Origin of the sequence: Limosilactobacillus sp. (genome assembly GCF_051873075.1) — a bacterium.
Classification (GTDB): domain Bacteria; phylum Bacillota; class Bacilli; order Lactobacillales; family Lactobacillaceae; genus Limosilactobacillus.
The window spans coordinates 1-16,499 of sequence record NZ_JBJEEM010000023.1 but is presented as its reverse complement, the minus strand read 5'-3'; the positions used below and the strand labels follow the sequence as shown (position 1 = coordinate 16,499).

Below are 16,499 nucleotides of genomic sequence, written 5' to 3'. Positions count from 1 at the left end.
TGATGGTCTTCGGGACAATCATGGATAACTTTGGTCCGCGCTGGGCATTTGGGATCTTCTTGATCGGGTCCGCTTCCGTCATGTTCACGATCTTGATGGTCAAGAGTGCGGTTGCCCTGATTCTAGCCGGAGCCCTGATCGGTTTCTTCTCCAACGGGATGTTCGGTGGCTATGGAGCGGTAATCAGTCGGCTTTATCCAACTGAGATTCGTTCAACTGCCAATAGCATCATTATGAACGTTGGTCGGGCCATCGGTGGATTCTCATCAGTGGTGATTGGCCTGCTGATGGACCACTACAGCCTGGCGGTCACGATGGGCTGCCTGTCTGCCCTTTACATCCTCTCCTTCCTGGTCATGCAGGCGCTGCCGGGGATGCGGAAGCTGGCGCATTAAATAATAAAATAATCGCGAAAATCTGCTATAGGTTTTCGCGATTTTTAGTTTCGTGGTAGAATCGGGAACAAAACAGGTGAGGTGATTGTAATGAAAATAATCACGGAAAAAACGGCGCAGGCAGCTAGTGCTCGGGCCTTTGATATTGTGAACGGCCTGTCAAAACAGGAACAGCTAAAAGTACTGGGCCTGGCGACGGGGAGTACTCCACTGGGACTTTATAAGTTGATCAGGGAGAGTGACCTTGATTTTAGTCAGTGTACCTCGGTCAACTTAGATGAGTACGTGGGGCTGAAGTCAACAGACCCGCAGAGCTACCACTACTTCATGCAAAAGCACTTATTTAGTGCCAAGCCGTTCAAGGAGTCGTTCTTCCCGGACGGGGTCAACCCAGATGCTGCCGCAGTCACTCGGGAATACGACCGGGTGCTGGCCCAGCATCCAATTGACCTGCAGGTACTAGGAATCGGCCAAAATGGCCACATTGGCTTCAACGAGCCCGGGACGTCGTTTGACAGTCATACGCATCACGTGGCCCTGACGGAGTCGACGATTAAGGCAAACGCCCGCTTCTTTGACAACCCGGATCAGGTGCCGCGGTACGCTTACACGATGGGGATCGCTTCGATCATGGCTGCCAAACGGATTATCCTGCTGGCCTTTGGTAAGGAGAAGGCCGCGGCGGTTCGTCAAACCGTCAAAGGACCGGTAACCCCGACGGTCCCTGCATCCATTCTCCAGCGCCACTCGGACGTCACATTGGTATTGGATAAGGCAGCGGCTAGCCGGCTTTAAAAATGGGGCATAAATCCCCTTATATAAGCTAAAAGTTAACCTTGCGGTACACAAATAGGCTCAAACATTCGAAAATTCCGAACGTTTGAGCCCGTTTTTATTTACTCCATTCAATCTGCCGGTAATTATGCCCAACGCTGTGGCCGATTACCTGGTTGTTCAGGTAGACTGTCGTTTTGCAACCCTGTTGGACGGTGGACTGGTTGAAATTAGCAAGGTCGTTGTCCATTAGCGTGCTGATCACCCCATTTTGCAGGATATCGATCAGGAGGCTACGCCGGGACTTACTGAGCTGGAAGATGTCATCGTTGACGTCGACCCGGATGGTGTGCTTGCTGGTGTAGGTGATCTGCTTGATACTGGTGAAACCTCTGAATTGCTTGTCGCTAGCCTCGTACTGCTGGCAGTTATCGAGATAGCTAGCGATATCGCGGTTGGCCAGGTCAAGGTTCTCACTGCTAGCCGCCTGGACATTCAACAGGGCCGGGGATTGGTTAATGGCAACCGTGGTGGCACTGGCGATCCCCAGACTGGCGACCAAGGTGACAGTTAATTTACTAAGCTTGTTCATAATTATTTTCCTCCCATATTAGTCCACAACCTATTATGGACGTTTGCCATGCTGAGAACAAGAGTATGTTTCGATAGTCACAAGGTTAAATACTGTTAATTATCATTGATTTGGTATAAACTGTAAACGTATTCAGAACAATGGCAAACTAATTAGAAGGTGTTTAATGATGTTTTTTATCGATACTAGCCGTAACGGCAAGCCCGTCCACGATGCGCTGGTCAACCAGTCGCTGGATAACTACCTGATCAATGACCTGCGTTTGAAGGGGCACGGCTTGATCTGCTACATCAACCAGCCATCCGTCATCATCGGGGTTAACCAAAACGCTTACGCCGAGATTGACCTTCCATACCTCAAGAAGCACAACATCGAGCTGGTACGGCGGTCCAGCGGTGGCGGGGCCGTTTACCACGACTTTGGCAACCTAGTCTTTGAAAATATCGTGGTGGGGGACACCAGCAAGTTTGGCGATTTCCACGCTATTGGTGATCCGGTAGTCGACGCCCTGCACGACTTGGGGATCAAGTCTGCCGAAGTTAGCGGCCGGAACGATATGACGATCGACGGCAAGAAATTCTCTGGCATGGCAATCGTCAAGGGGGACAATTCCTACGCGGCCGGGGGCACGGTCATGTTCGACTTGGACATGACGGCTGCCAGTGAGGTCCTGACTCCTGAAAAAGACAAGTTAGCCTCCAAGGGGGTCAAGTCCGTTGACGCCCGGGTTACCAACATCAAACCATACCTGCCGGAAAAGTATCAGGACTGGACAACCGAGGACTTTAGGAACTACCTTCTTTGCCACATGTTCGGAGTCGATTCAATGGACGATGTTGAGACCTACCACCTGACCGACCACGACTGGGCCATCATCGACCAGCGGCTTGACAAGCAGTACCGGACCGATGCCTGGAACTACGGGAAGAACCCGGGCTTCAAGCACTACGTTTCCAAGCACTTCCCAATTGGGACCGTTTCCTTCAACTTTAACGAGAAGGATGGCAAGATCACCGAAGCAAAAATCTATGGTGACTTCTTCACGGCCGGGGATCCCCACGTCGTTGAAAATCACCTGATTGGGACTAAGCTGGATAAGGAGAGTCTGGTTGCCGCATTGACGGCGAGCGACCTGGCTGCCAACCTCGGGAAGGTCAGCCCAGATGATCTAGCCGACCTGATCCTAGCCGATTAAGGGGGGATAACTATGTGGCAAGCAATCCTTAACTGGTTTAAAAACCTCTTCAGCCGTCAGGCACCGGTCCACCGCGAGAAAAACGGTTTGTGGTGGCAGGAGGACAACGGCACGGTCAAAGTTGGCCTCGATAGCCAGGTAATTACCGAGCTGGGTGACATCACCTTTTTGGAGACGCCCAAGGTAGACGAAACCGTTGACCGCGACGACCAGCTGATTGACATCGAAGGGGGCAAGGCCGTTGAAACCTTTAAGTCCCCGATCAAGGGGCAGATCAGCCGGGTCTATGATGAATATCAAGATGACCCATCTAGCCTGACCAAGGCCACCAACCCGCTGTTGGTCGAGATTAAACCTGCCTAAATTTTCAAAACGCCATCCGACAAATGCCGGGTGGCGTTTGGGCTTACTTGTGCAAAATATAACATTGGTCTAACTTGTACAAAATGCCTTGACAATCGGACTATCTTCGTTCATGATAGCGGTGTATTAAAAATTGGTCTAGTTGTAAAGGAGCTGTTATTTTGCAAACATCATTTCAGGGCGGATACTTCATCAGTAGCGCGGATCCAGCAATTCTCACTACCGCTGCGGCAGTCGATGGCAGCTGTGGCCTCGTCCTTAGGAGACTCAGCCCACAGATGAACGTTCGTCGGCTGGCTAGCGATCTTGATAGCCACCGCCTTCTCCTCCCATTGACGGTTACCACCCTGCAGCAGATGCGGGCTCAGGCAGAAGAGCTGAGCCTGGTGGGGGACAATGTTTACGTTCAGGTTCCCGTTATGACGGCGGGCCAGCTCAACACGGCCCTGATCCACGACCTGCTAGTGGAAGGAGTGCCGCTGGCCATCACCGGAGTGGCAACTCGGCAGGCCGTTAAACGGGTTCTGGACCAAGCCACCGCCACCCAGACGCCGCTGATCATCGTGATGGGGGCAGCCACCAGCTACTACGACCTGATTGTCAGCACCGCACTGGCCCACCTCTTCCCGACGGTCCAACTGGTCGCTGAGGCAGCTGATCAGCTGGCAATCCTGCGGGCACAACGGTTGGCAGTCGATGGGGTGGTCCTGGCCGCCGACCAACTCGTAACGATTTCGCAACCAGAGGTCGGAGCCCGTTGCCAGCTCAGCAGCCACCTGACGGAATATTAGGCAATTCATTTATATGCCAACTGGGGCACCGTAGCGGATACCCGTTGGCCTGAAATAAAAAATTAACGTCTGTCTTTGAGACAGGCGTTTTTTAATTGCGACGATAACTCCCGATAGCGCCCCTTACGGTAATAGCTAATTATTTTCGGCGTGTTCCTTGCGATATTGGCGGGCCGTCTTTCGCATTTTTTGCTTGAAAGTCTTTGCAAAGTAACTGCTGTCGTTAAACCCAACGTTAAAACTGATCTCGGTAATGGGGAGCTCAGTTGTAGTCAATAGCTGGCACGCCTTTTTGATCCTGAAGCTATTTAGGTAGTCGATGGGCGTTTGCTGAAGGTAGCGGTGGAATAATTTGATGAGCTTACTCTTACTGACGGCAAAATGCTCAGATAGGTCGGCTAGGGTTAAGCGCTTTTGATAATTGCTTTCAATAAAAATCAGGACGGCCTTTAACAACGAAAAGTCACTGTTGCTTTCTGAAACACTATTGGGAGATTTAGGGAAGATTTGGTATAGGTCGTGCCAAATGGCGAACAACTTAGCCTGAATTAGCAATTTGGACTGTGCGGAATCCCTTAATGCCAGTAAAGCCGCTAAGATCTTCTTTTGAGTTGGCTGGTGCATGCTTAACTTTAGAAAGGGATGGCTGCTGGCAATAATCGGGGTAACGTACTCTTCTTCAAGGGCGGCGTTAACGCACAATAAGGTCGGGTTAAAGACAATGCACAAGAATAGGCAGTCTTGGCGATCCTTGCTAAAGCCAAAATGCATCTGTTTTGAATTGATAAAGATTCCCGTGCCCGTGGGCAGGGGAATGACGGTACCATTAACGTTGTAATTCATTTGACCATCAATAATGTATGTAAACTCAAAATCATCGTGCCAATGGTTGAGCGCACGAAAATCAGGGTAAGATGATAACCGTGCATATTCAATTAGAACCGGATAATCGTTGAAACTATAATTGATATTTTCTAACTTGTTAAAATTCATAAAACAATATCCTTATATTTTTAGACGCTATTTTAATAGTTTTACGGCTTGCTAGCAAATATAATTATAGTTACTCATTGACAAAGGAGGAAGGATTGAAATGGATAATCTATATCGGCGCGACAATGAGATGCCTTATATTGCCACTAAGGAAGTATTACAAGAGCAATTAACGGCGAAGAAAGTTTTTCGCGAATACAATCGGGTAATGCCCTTTGACCTCGAGAAGGGGCGAAAGCTGATTGCGGAGTCCGGTATGAAGTATGGCAAGGAAATCTACCTGGAACCGCCATTCTACTGTGAGTACGGAAGCCATATCCGGGTGGGCGATTATTTCTATGCGAACACCGGCTGCATAATCTCCGACGTTGGCAAGGTGGTGATTGGTGATCATGTCATGTTTGGTCCCCGGGTAAATATTTTCACGGCTGGCCACCCGATCCATCCCGTCAGTCGGAATTCTGGATATGAATACGGAATTTCGATCACAATTGGCAACAACGTGTGGCTGGGCGGAAACGTTACCGTGTGTCCGGGGGTTACCATCGGCAATAACGTCGTAATTGGCGCGGGAAGTGTAGTTACCAAGGACATCCCCGATAATGTAGTCGCCGTCGGTAATCCGTGCCACACCTTGCGCGAAATAACGGAAGCTGATAAGCCTTATTATTTTAAGAATAGAAAATTTGATGATGTTGCCTGGAAAACAATCCAAAATGGGAATTAGTGTGGGCTTATGAAATATATTATTACGCTGTTGATAGTTGTTATCCTGGTAATCGTCTGGCTTTCTAGATATGATGGCAAGCTAACCAGGCAAATGAAGAAATGATATTGTTGATTTGGGCACTGGCTTCGGCTAGCCCTTTTTTATTTACGTCAAAAAAGGGATGCTGTTAGTTGCAAATTATGCGTGAATTTGTTGAATAAAAAATGAAGGGACCGGATTAAGTCCCTTCATTGAACCATTTTTAAATGGCTTAGGATATAAATTTTCGTGCAGTTCGCAGTATCTTAGCCAATCCGTCATTCCTAAGCCCGCCACTGCGCAGTAGGTATCAGGCCTTCTTCGGTGTCCGCACCATCAGTACCAGTGCTAGGTTGATCAACAGCGTCAAACCGGTGACGGCGAAGACCATTGGGTAGGAGGACAGTCCGGAGATGGTGGATCCTAATAGGGAGCCCAGCACCGCGCCACCGGCCTGGAAGGATTGGTTGTAACTGAAGATCCGCCCGAAGGCCTCGGTCGGCACGTCCAGAGTCAGGACCGTCTGGGCGGCCGGCATCAGGGCGGCGTTGGCGAGCCCCAAGAGGAACCGCCAGAACGCCAGTGACCAAGGTGAGTGGGTGAAGGTCATCGGGATGAAGAGCACGAAGGCGACGGCCAGGCCGACCCGCAAGACCCGCTCCGGGCCAATCCGGTCCATCGTGTGCCCGATCTTGGAGGCGGCGATCAGGGTCCCCAGACCAGGCGTGGCCGCCACCACCCCGGCGACGAAGGCCACGTTACCGTGATTGTGCATCAGCGACCGGACGTACAGACTGATGATCGGGTCGATGGACATCGTCGAAGCGGTCACGATCATGGTAGTTAGGAACATCACGAAGATCAGCTTGGGGCTGTCGAGTTCCGCGACGATTTCTTTCATCGGCTTCATAGCCGCTTTTTGGATCGGCTTGAAGTGTTCCGTGGTCAGCAACCAGGTGGAGAGGAAGACGGCAAACATCAGGATCCCGGTGATGAAGAAGGGAATCCGGTAGCCGAAGAAGCCAGACAAAGCCCCACCGAGTAGTGGGCCAACCAGGTTGCCACCCACCCCGGCGGTCGACATCGCGGCCATGACCCAACCGGAACGTTGGTGCGGCGTCTCGCCGGCCATCATCGCGGTAGCGTTATTGATGTAACCGGAGAAGACCCCCTGAAGAAATCGCATGCCGACAATCATCCAGACACTCTGGGAGAGCCCGGTAACGAAGATGGTGCAGGCCATCACTCCGGACGCCCGCATGCACATTAATTTCCGCCCCTTCCGATCGGCTAAGCTTCCCCAAAGTGGGGAGACGATTGCTTGACTGATGAAGGTCATGGCAAAGGCCAACCCGGAATAGAAATTCAGCTGAAAGCGGCTAAAGTGACCGAGTTCGTTAATGAAAAGTGAAATGAAGGGCATTGTCATTGAATAGCCCATCCCCGTGATGAAGGCGCCGAGCCAAAGGGTATAGAAGGTCCGGTGCCACCCGCGGGGGAATTTGCCTGTTGCTGCTGGAGAATCCATTAGCAGAAAAAAGCCTCCTTAATTGAGTATAATTATTAGGATACGCGCAAATCACGCAAAAGTTAATTCTTTTGTGTTGAAAGGTAGCGGGCGAAGGTCAAAAGCATCAGGATTACCAGCAGGACGGTGACCCACATGGAAATCCGGATCCCGGTGATCAAGGACGAAGGGATGCCGGCGATGACGACCAGCATTGTGACCGAAACGGCACCGAAAACCTGGCGCAGGGTATTGTTAAGAGCGGTCCCGTGACTGTTCTCGGTCCGCGACAGCTGGGAGAAGGCTTCCGATAAGGCCGGACTAAAGACGCAGGCGTTCCCGATCATCCGGACGGCGTAAGCAATCGTCAGTACCCAGAGTGAGGAGCCCCGGGAGATGGTGACCAGCGGGATCGATGCCAGCAGCATGATGACCCCGCCGGTGATGATCAGCCATTTAGGACCATACTGGTCGTAGATTCGGCCGACGATCGAGGCCGCAATGGCGTTACAGATTGCACCAGGAAGCAGGATCAGCCCGGAGACAAAGCTCCCGGTGTGGGTGACGTTTTCCGTGAAGATCGGCATCAGCTGCTCCGTCCCCAGCAGGACCATGAAGGCGAAGATGCCGACGATGGTCATCAGGCGAAACGATGAGTACTTGAAAATCTGAACCTTGAGCATTGGGTTAGTAAGGTGGAGTTGGCGTTTGACGAAGACGGCAATCACCGCCAGCCCGACAATCAGCATTCCCAGCCCGATCCAGGCATTCATCTGGAAGGCGGTCAGGCTCCCCAGGGTGAGACCAGACCCGATCAGGGAGATCAGGACGGACAGGTAGTCAATCTTGATGTCGCGTGGTTCGGTGAAGTTGGCAAGCTTGAAGTAGCCGCCGATCCAGGCTAGGACCATGAACGGCAGGACCAAAATGAACAGCCACCGCCAAGACAGGACCTGGAGGATGAAGCCGGCCAGGGTTGGCCCGATGGCGGGACCGGCCGAGATCACCAGGCTGGAGAGCCCCAGGATGGATCCCCGCTTCTCGATCGGGTAGATGGTGATCATGGTGGTCATCTGAAACGACATCAGCATCCCGCTGGCACAGGCCTGGATCAGCCGGGCCAGAAGCAGGGTGAAGAAGTTGGTGGCAAAGCAGCCCAGCAGGGTCCCCACGATGAAGGTGCCGATGATGCTGAGGAAGACGTGGCGGTTGGTGAACTTATCGTACATGTTGGACGAGAGCGGGGTAACGATCCCGATGATCAGGGTGTACCCGGTAGTCAACCATTGGGCGGCGTTTAAGGAGACATGGAGGTCATGCTGGATGACCGGCAGTGCGGTGACCATCATCGTCTGGCTAGCGAGGCTGATGAAGGCCGATAGCAGGAGGATGATGGTGATTATACGCCGGGTGTGGCTGCTAATCTGAACGGTTTGCGATTGTGACATGATACTTTCCTTTCATAATGGTGTCCTAACCAGTCTATCACTAATTCCGGCCCGATCGTCAAGGGACAATTGAGTGGTAATTTTGGGCGGCTTCCGCTATATTAATATAATAGAAAGGAAGGGTAGCAAGGTGAAAAAGAAGATTGCGGTATTTTCAGACGTTCATGGCAACCTAACGGCCCTGCAGGCGATGTATCAAGATAGCATAGAGCAGGGCGTGGATGAATACTGGTTTGTGGGCGACCTATTGATGCCGGGCCCGAGTGTCAATGAAGTCTGGAAGCTGGTGCAACAGATGGCGCCGACGGTCATGGTGCGGGGCAACTGGGATGACTTGGTTGTCGTTGGTGCCCGGGGCAAAATGGACATGGAAAAACCGTCCCACGTCTATTTCGGCCGGTTAGCCCAGTACGTGGCTGAACAGGCCGCCCCCGGAATCATCGATGAGATTGCCTCCTGGCCATTGCGGATGACCCGCCAGGTCGGTCCGCTGAACTTCGGGATCTCCCATAACCTGCCGGACCTTAACATGGGTCAGGACCTTTTCCCAACGAATGACTCGGCCAACTTCGACCAGCTGTTTACTACCCCAGCCGACCAGCCGGCGATCGATGTGGCGATCTATGCCCACGTCCACCACGACCTCTTTCGTTACGGGACCGATGAACGGATCGTCCTCAACCCGGGAGCCGTGGGTGAACCCTTTAACCATTGGCCGGCCCTGCAGAAGGATTTGCGGGCTCACTACCTGATTTTAGAGGTTGACGATCTGGGGATGGCGGCCACCAGCTTCCGCCACGTCGCCTACGACCGGAATCAGGAGAAGGCCCTGGCCGCCAAGAGTGATTTGCCATACCGGAGCCTCTACCAAAAGATGATGGACACCGGGCTGGCTTACACCCATGACGATGAGCTGCTGCAAGGATATAACGACCGTTATCACTACGTTGCTGAATACGAGCACTTTAAGAAAAACTTAACCAAATAAGCGGCCATTTCACTTGTAAAAAGTTAGGGAAACTGTCATAATAGATAATGAATGATTATCGCAGATGTTTTGATATTGTTGTTGTAATGTAACGCTGATCAATATTAAAAGGAGAAACATCTTATATATGGCAAAAAAGTCAAAGATTGCTAAATTACATCATCAAGAAGCACTGGTTAAGAAATACGCTGCCAAGCGCAAGGAACTGAAGGCTAAGGGGGACTACATTGGCTTGTCCAAGTTGCCGCGCAATTCCAGTCCGGTTCGTCTGCACAACCGTGACCGGTACGATGGTCGTCCTCATGCCTACATGCGGAAGTTCGGGATGTCCCGGATCAACTTCCGGAACCTGGCTCACAAGGGTGAGATTCCGGGTGTTCGGAAGGCCAGCTGGTAATTAGATGATGGAGGGAGCGAGACAGAAGTCGGTTACGACTTCGTCTTCGAGCCCCCGCGAGCACAAATAGGGCTCAAGCGTTCGGAATTTCCGAATGCTTGAGCCCATTTGTGTACCGCGCTGTAAAATTTTAGTCTATATAAAAGGACTTATGTCGCAGCCCCTTTTTTAATCGTGGAAAACATGGGCTGGCTTCGTATCGACGCTAGTATCTAAAATAGGCGGCCTGTTCCGTGTCAATACTTCTCCTAACTTAGCCATACGGAGTGCTTTAGTGCTTTTTTCCAGCTTCTTACCAACACACGCTTAAAAACTGCTATACTAGGGACAGAAACATATTGAGAAACGGGGGAGCCGGATGAGCGAGCAGGTTAATTATCAAGAATTGGAAAAATTGGTTAATGACCAGCCACGGGTCCACGAGACGGTCTTCTATCAAGACGCTCGGCCGCGGACCCAGAAGATCTATGACCAGACGATCCAGATGGGGCAGGATATCCTGGCGGACCGGGATGCGCCCCAGCTGTCACCCCAGACGATGGTGGACATGGCGGTTCAGTCGATTAACATCGCGATTAAGGCCTTGAAGAGCAACCCCGTGCTGACTAAGCCGGAATCTCAACCGACGGCCCCGGCCCCAAGTTCTGCCCAGCCGCAGTCTAATGTGAGGCCCTTTCGATCGGCAACCCAGCCGGCCACACTTAGTCAATCAGCGGTCACGGATTTATCTACTGCGGCCAGTCTGCAACCGACGCAGGCAACTGAGCCGGCTCAGTCGACCACCGCTGTCGACACTGTCCCGGCAGTTGATACGGCGCCGACCACCTCACCGGCCATGTCTCAGCAAGCAACCGCTCCGTCACAGCCAACGGCAGCTGAAGAACAAGCAACGGTGCCAGTTCAGCCAATTGATACGGCGTTAACCAGCGAATCGTTGAATGCCCAGAAGGCAATGGTCCCTGAGGCAGCTAAGGAGGAGATGCCAACCGCTGATAAGAAAAAGAAAGATGAGCCTGGCAAAAAGCAAGCGGTCAATCACAACCTGCCAATGGTGGTCCGGCAAAAGCCAGATTGGCACCTGCTTCCTCAGGCCATTTGGCGGGGACTTCAATGGACACTGGGATCTAAGAAAATTCTTAAATAATATGAGAGAAAGAGATCGTAACGGTAATTTGTTGCGATCTTTTTATTTAGAATAAATCTAAAATAATCCTTGAATATTGCACACAATCAGCTATAATAAAGGCGTAGTTAAGAATGATTCTAATTTAAGGAGTGGATATTCATGAATTTTGTTGGACATGAGATTGAAGACTTTAAGGTTAACGCATATCAGGATGGCAAGACGGTTGAAGTTACCAAGAAGGACGTCTTGGGCAAGTGGAGTATCTTCTTCTTCTACCCAGCTGACTTCTCATTTGTTTGCCCAACGGAGCTAGAAGCTCTGCAAGATAAGTATGAGGACTTCAAGCAGGCTGATGCCGAGATTTACTCTGTCTCCGAAGATACCGAGTTCGTTCACAAGGCTTGGGCTGAGGCTTCTGACAAGATCGGCAAGATCAAGTACCACATGCTGGCGGACCCAGCCGGCAAGCTGGCCCGGATGTTTGATGTGCTGAACGAGGATGCCGGCCAGGCCTACCGGGGAGTCTTCATCGTAGACCCAGATGGCAAGATTCAATCCTACACCATCAACAACATGGGAATCGGCCGGAGCGCGGATGAAATTCTGCGGACCCTCCAGGCTGCCCAATTCGTTCGTGAACACGGTGACCGGGTATGCCCAGCCAACTGGAAACCAGGTCAGGATTCAATCAAGCCAAGTCTTGACTTGGTCGGCAAGCTTTAATCTGGTGACTGCCAATGACTGAACAACATTTATATGATTTAATCATCGTTGGGGCAGGGCCCGCGGGTCTGTCGGCCGGGCTTTACGCCGGTCGGGCAACCCTGGACACCCTGATCATCGAGGGCGATACGGTCGGCGGCCAGGTTACGACAACTTCGGTAGTTTATAACTATCCCGCCGTTGAGAAGGTCGACGGTACCCAATTGATGAACCAGATGCAGCGCCAGGTAACTGACTTTGGGGTAGCGATCAAGCACGATCAGATCGCCAAGTACGACCTGATGGGTGAGGTCAAGACACTGACCGGGAAGAGCGGCCAGACTTACCAGGCCCGGAGTGTGATCATTGCCACCGGGGCCAACCCGCGGAAGGTTGGTTTTCCTGGCGAAGCTGAGTTCCGGGGCCGGGGGATTGCCTACTGCTCGACCTGCGATGGGGAGCTTTTCACTGGTCTGCAGATCTTCGTGGTTGGCGGCGGTTACGCGGCGGCCGAAGAAGCCGACTATCTGAGCCGGTTCGGTAAACACGTCACGGTGTTAGTTCGTGGTGACCACTTTACCTGTCCACCGTTGACCGCTGCTCGGGCTCTCAACAACCCGAAAGTCAGCGTTGAATATAATACCGAAGTTAAGCGGGTTGATGGTGACGACTACTTGACCAGTGCTACTCTGGTTAACAACAAGACTGGTGAGGAGACGGTTTACCATGTCGACAAGGGTGACAACACCTTTGGAATGTTCATCTATATCGGCACTCAACCGGCGACTAAGGACCTTGAAGGGATTGTTGAACTGAGTAAGGATGGCTATATCAAGACCGATGAGAAAGGGGCTACCAACGTTCCCGGCGTTTATGCCGCGGGGGACGTGATCGTCAAACCACTACGCCAGATTATCACGGCGGCGGCTGACGGGGCCACGGCTGCTACTACCGCAGAAACCTACGTCACGGCACAAAAGCAACAACAGGGGGTCCCAATCCACGCGGCCGTGGACAAGAAACCTGCTAAGACGGTTGGTCAAACAACCCAGTTGGATCACCAGGAAGAGGTCACACCGCACGAGGGGAACTGGCTGACGGCAGACATCGACCAGCAGTTGCGGCCGATTTTCGACCGGCTGACCAAGGATGTCACCTTCCAGGTCAACACTAACGATAGTGAGCTTAGCCAGCAGCTTGTCAGCTTCGTTACGGAGTTTGCGGATCTCGATGACCACTTCACGGTAACGACCGTTGAAGGTAATGGTAATTACCTGCCAATGCTAAAACTGTTGGATGGGGATGGCGATGATACCGGCCTCCACTACGCTGGCATCCCAACCGGTCACGAATTGAACTCGCTGGTCCTCGGCGTCTATAACGTGGCGGGTCCTGGTCAGACGATCGCCCCAGAGATGGTCGACCGCATCAAGAAGCTAGGGCCGGTTGATATCCGGATCGGGGTATCATTGACCTGCCACTTCTGCCCGGATGTCGTAGCGGCCTGCCAACACATGGCGGCGCTGAACCCAGGGATCACCGCGACGATGATTGACCTGCAGCACTTCCCAGCACTGCGGAAAGAAAAGAAGATCATGTCGGTACCGGCAACGATGATCGGTGACGACCCAGTTATCTTCGGGAGCCAATCGCTTGAAGAATTGGTTGCCGCTGTCGAGAAGCACGAACAACAATGATAATATAACTGAAGAAGCTGTCTATGGTGAGATGATTCGCCATGGACAGCTTCTATTTTTATATAGAAATATATTTCAGCACCATTTAAAAAGTATTTATTATTTTATACAATTAAGTTATTAGCATAATATTTGCAACTAATTGATAGTTTAACTTTAAAATTTTATGACTATATCTTGCGGTACTTTTTATACGGTTCTCTAGTAAATGATATTTTATTGCTTAATATATCATTTACTATGAAATAATTATATATAAATAAAATAATTGTTAATTATAACGTTGGAATAGCCCAATTGCGTTAATTAATTAATAGTTGTAATCTTAATTGAAACTATCGAGAACTAATATTTTATTATCAAAGAAAGGAGGTGAGAACAATGAAATTTAGATTACAATGTCGACGTTTGACAGCAATTATTGTCGCAGTATTAACAGTAGTGTTGGCGTTCTTTTTCGTGGCTCCGGCTAGTGCCGATCAGGTCGCTACACCGGTAACGGTGCTGCAGACGACTAACCAGCCGAATGCCCCCAACCAAGGTGAAAAACAGCCTGCCCAGACTGAGCAAACGTCATTAGTCAACGCGAATTCTCAGCGGGCCAATCAGTCCACTTCCACAGAGGAAAGTGATGGAGCTAATGCAAATAAGTCCGCAACCACGGCAGTACGGTCTGCTGAGAACAGTGCAGTTACTGATGAAAGCGGCAAATCGACAGCTGAGCAAGCGAGTTCATTGACGGTTGTGCCGACTAACCAGGTTAACCCGAAGAGCATTCAGCTTACGGTTAAGAATGGTAATACGAATCAGCCGATAAACAGCGGTGATACGATTGATCAATTTACGCCGATCCGGGTTGAAATCAACTACGATTTTACCGGAGATAATATTTGTCCGGGGGACTACTTTTCCTTTAGTGTTCCCGATCAGTTAAGTATTACCAGCGGGACAACGATTGCGACTAATTTGGGAACCGCCACGATTGTCGGCAATATGGGTCGATTTGTTTTCAATGTAGAGGGAAGCGACGCTCAAGGTAGTATTTTCTTTACTGTTCAAATCAACCCGCAACATACATCCGATGGTGAGGACGTTCCAATTACTATTACAATCAATAACATCACTCATCCGACATTAACGATTCGCTATGCTCCAGGCACGGCTAGTCCGGATGAACGCTTCAGTAAGTATACGATGAATAATGACCTCAGTAAGGGGAACATTAAATATGCAATTCGGGTAAACCCGGCTGGAGACGTGACGTATACGGATGCCGTAATCGCTGACCATTTGCAAACCCCTGGCTTTACCTACAAGACGGATAGTTTTGAGATTTACAAGGTAAAATGGTGGTGGAATGGTACTGATTGGAATAATCGGGCGATTGAACATCTCAACATTAATCCAGTAATTAATGCTGCTGGTACCAGTTTTACGATTAACCTGGGTAATCAGGTTGTCGCGAATACGAATCCGGCATCCCCAGATACGGGAAACTACGTTAGTCACGATGGCTTTCTGATCCTGTACGAACTGCTCTATAACGGAAAGCCGGTTAACCAGCTGAATACGGATGAGCGTCCTAGCGATGGGACAGTTATTAATAATTCTGCTTCATTGAGTTCTAGCAATCATTCAACGATTGATTATCCACAGACGCTGAAGATAATTAATAGCGGTGGTCACGGGAATATTCAGACGTTTAATTTGGTTGTTACTAAGGTTGACGATAATAATCAGCCGCTTTCTGGCGCAACGTTTCAGCTGCTCCGGGGAAATGATGTAATTGCCGAAGCAACATCCGATACTAATGGTGTTCTGAAATTCGGTAATATCCTGCGTGGTACCTATACCCTACATGAAGTATGGGCGCCAGATGGCTATCAATTGGCTGACGATATTACGATTTCTGATTTCCCAACGTCAGGCACGACGATTATTAATAAAACGATTATTGATCATAAGCTAATCTCGAAGACGGTAACGAAGGAATGGAATGATGCTAATGATCAAGATGGCCTTCGTCCGGAGTCGATCAAGGTTAACTTGCTGGCTGATGGTAAGGTAGTGCGGACAGTCGAACTATCCTCCGCTAATAATTGGACGGCCACAGTCGACGGCTTAGCAGAAAAAGCTAATGGCAAAACTATTAACTATACTTGGGAAGAAGTCGATGTTCCAGCTGGCTACCAAGTGAGTGTAGCTGGTGACAAGATTACTAACACGCACATTCCCGCTACTATCTCCAAGACAGTAACGAAGGAATGGAATGATGCTAATGATCAAGATGGTCTTCGTCCAAAGTCGATCAAGGTCAACTTATTGGCTAATGGTAAGATTGTTAAGACGGTAGAATTAACTGCTGCCAACAACTGGAAAGCCACAGTCGACAACTTAGCAGAAAAAGCTAGTGGCAAAACTATTAACTACACTTGGGAAGAAGTCGACGTTCCAGCCGGTTACCAAGCAAGCGTAGATGGTGACAAGATTACTAACACGCACATTCCCGCTACTATCTCCAAGACAGTAACGAAGGAGTGGGACGATGCTAATGATCAAGATGGTCTTCGTCCAAAGTCGATCAAGGTTAACTTATTGGCTAATGGTAAGATTGTTAAGACGGTAGAAGTATCAGCCGCCAACAACTGGAAAGCCACAGTCGACGACTTAGCAGAAAAAGCTAGTGGCAAAACTATTAACTACACTTGGGAAGAAGCCGATGTTCCATCCGGCTACCAAGCAAGCGTAGATGGTGACAAGATTATTAACACTCATACTCCCGC

The 16,499-nt window shown here is 50.3% G+C and carries 16 protein-coding genes; 12 read left to right on the top strand and 4 right to left on the bottom strand.

The features are described 5' to 3' along the window. Positions 1 to 395, top strand: a 395-nt coding sequence (locus ACI31J_RS03095) for an MFS transporter (RefSeq protein WP_439772986.1), incomplete at its 5' end; no start/stop codon positions are given. A gap of 90 nt (positions 396 to 485) precedes the next feature. Beyond that, positions 486 to 1,190, top strand: a complete 705-nt coding sequence (gene nagB / locus ACI31J_RS03090) for a glucosamine-6-phosphate deaminase (protein ID WP_439772985.1) — start codon at positions 486 to 488, stop codon at positions 1,188 to 1,190. A gap of 97 nt (positions 1,191 to 1,287) precedes the next feature. Here nagB and ACI31J_RS03085 read toward each other — a convergent pair whose 3' ends face one another. Beyond that, positions 1,288 to 1,761 carry a hypothetical protein gene (locus ACI31J_RS03085; protein WP_439772984.1) on the bottom strand — a complete coding sequence of 158 codons (474 nt, stop codon included), beginning with the start codon at positions 1,759 to 1,761 and terminating at the stop codon, positions 1,288 to 1,290. Between the two features lie 169 nt (positions 1,762 to 1,930). On the opposite strand from ACI31J_RS03085, the gene ACI31J_RS03080 reads away from it, so the two are divergent. The 3 genes from ACI31J_RS03080 (at position 1,931) to ACI31J_RS03070 (ending at position 4,110) form a co-directional block, all read left to right on the top strand. Next, complete coding sequence (locus ACI31J_RS03080; RefSeq protein ID WP_439772983.1) at positions 1,931 to 2,956, top strand: lipoate--protein ligase; 1,026 nt, start codon at positions 1,931 to 1,933, stop codon at positions 2,954 to 2,956. 12 nt (positions 2,957 to 2,968) lie between these two features. Further along, complete coding sequence (locus ACI31J_RS03075; RefSeq protein ID WP_439772982.1) at positions 2,969 to 3,319, top strand: hypothetical protein; 351 nt, start codon at positions 2,969 to 2,971, stop codon at positions 3,317 to 3,319. A gap of 161 nt (positions 3,320 to 3,480) precedes the next feature. Beyond that, a complete protein-coding gene (locus ACI31J_RS03070; RefSeq protein ID WP_439772981.1) occupies positions 3,481 to 4,110 on the top strand; it encodes a hypothetical protein in 630 nt (209 codons plus the stop codon). Between the two features lie 135 nt (positions 4,111 to 4,245). On the opposite strand, the gene ACI31J_RS03065 is transcribed toward ACI31J_RS03070, so the two are convergent. After that, the gene (locus ACI31J_RS03065; RefSeq protein ID WP_439772980.1) at positions 4,246 to 5,103 is read right to left on the bottom strand and encodes an AraC family transcriptional regulator; all 858 of its coding nucleotides are present in this window, start codon (positions 5,101 to 5,103) and stop codon (positions 4,246 to 4,248) included. Positions 5,104 to 5,203: 100 nt separating this feature from the next. On the opposite strand from ACI31J_RS03065, the gene ACI31J_RS03060 reads away from it, so the two are divergent. Further along, positions 5,204 to 5,830 (top strand): sugar O-acetyltransferase, encoded by a 627-nt coding sequence (locus ACI31J_RS03060; protein ID WP_439772979.1) that lies wholly within the window; start codon positions 5,204 to 5,206, stop codon positions 5,828 to 5,830. 331 nt (positions 5,831 to 6,161) lie between these two features. On the opposite strand, the gene ACI31J_RS03055 is transcribed toward ACI31J_RS03060, so the two are convergent. Together ACI31J_RS03055 and ACI31J_RS03050 are read right to left on the bottom strand one after the other, a co-directional pair. Next, a complete protein-coding gene (locus ACI31J_RS03055) occupies positions 6,162 to 7,379 on the bottom strand; it encodes an MFS transporter (protein WP_439772978.1) in 1,218 nt (405 codons plus the stop codon). A gap of 62 nt (positions 7,380 to 7,441) precedes the next feature. Continuing rightward, positions 7,442 to 8,806: an MFS transporter gene (locus tag ACI31J_RS03050; RefSeq protein WP_439772977.1), complete on the bottom strand. Its 1,365-nt coding sequence runs from the start codon at positions 8,804 to 8,806 to the stop codon at positions 7,442 to 7,444. 130 nt (positions 8,807 to 8,936) lie between these two features. Here ACI31J_RS03050 and ACI31J_RS03045 point away from each other — a divergent pair, with 130 nt between their 5' ends. The 6 genes from ACI31J_RS03045 to ACI31J_RS03020 form a co-directional block, all read left to right on the top strand. Further along, positions 8,937 to 9,794: a metallophosphoesterase family protein gene (locus ACI31J_RS03045; RefSeq protein ID WP_439772976.1), complete on the top strand. Its 858-nt coding sequence runs from the start codon at positions 8,937 to 8,939 to the stop codon at positions 9,792 to 9,794. Between the two features lie 127 nt (positions 9,795 to 9,921). Continuing rightward, a complete protein-coding gene (rpsN, locus tag ACI31J_RS03040) occupies positions 9,922 to 10,191 on the top strand; it encodes a 30S ribosomal protein S14 (protein ID WP_104687942.1) in 270 nt (89 codons plus the stop codon). A gap of 358 nt (positions 10,192 to 10,549) precedes the next feature. Further along, positions 10,550 to 11,335, top strand: coding sequence for a hypothetical protein (locus ACI31J_RS03035; RefSeq protein ID WP_439772975.1), 786 nt, complete (start codon positions 10,550 to 10,552; stop codon positions 11,333 to 11,335). Positions 11,336 to 11,476: 141 nt separating this feature from the next. Continuing rightward, the gene (gene ahpC / locus ACI31J_RS03030; RefSeq protein WP_439772974.1) at positions 11,477 to 12,040 is read left to right on the top strand and encodes an alkyl hydroperoxide reductase subunit C; all 564 of its coding nucleotides are present in this window, start codon (positions 11,477 to 11,479) and stop codon (positions 12,038 to 12,040) included. 14 nt (positions 12,041 to 12,054) lie between these two features. Continuing rightward, a complete protein-coding gene (locus ACI31J_RS03025) occupies positions 12,055 to 13,716 on the top strand; it encodes an FAD-dependent oxidoreductase (protein WP_439772973.1) in 1,662 nt (553 codons plus the stop codon). A gap of 381 nt (positions 13,717 to 14,097) precedes the next feature. Beyond that, positions 14,098 to 16,499, top strand: a 2,402-nt coding sequence (locus ACI31J_RS03020; protein ID WP_439772972.1) for a Cna B-type domain-containing protein, incomplete at its 3' end; no start/stop codon positions are given.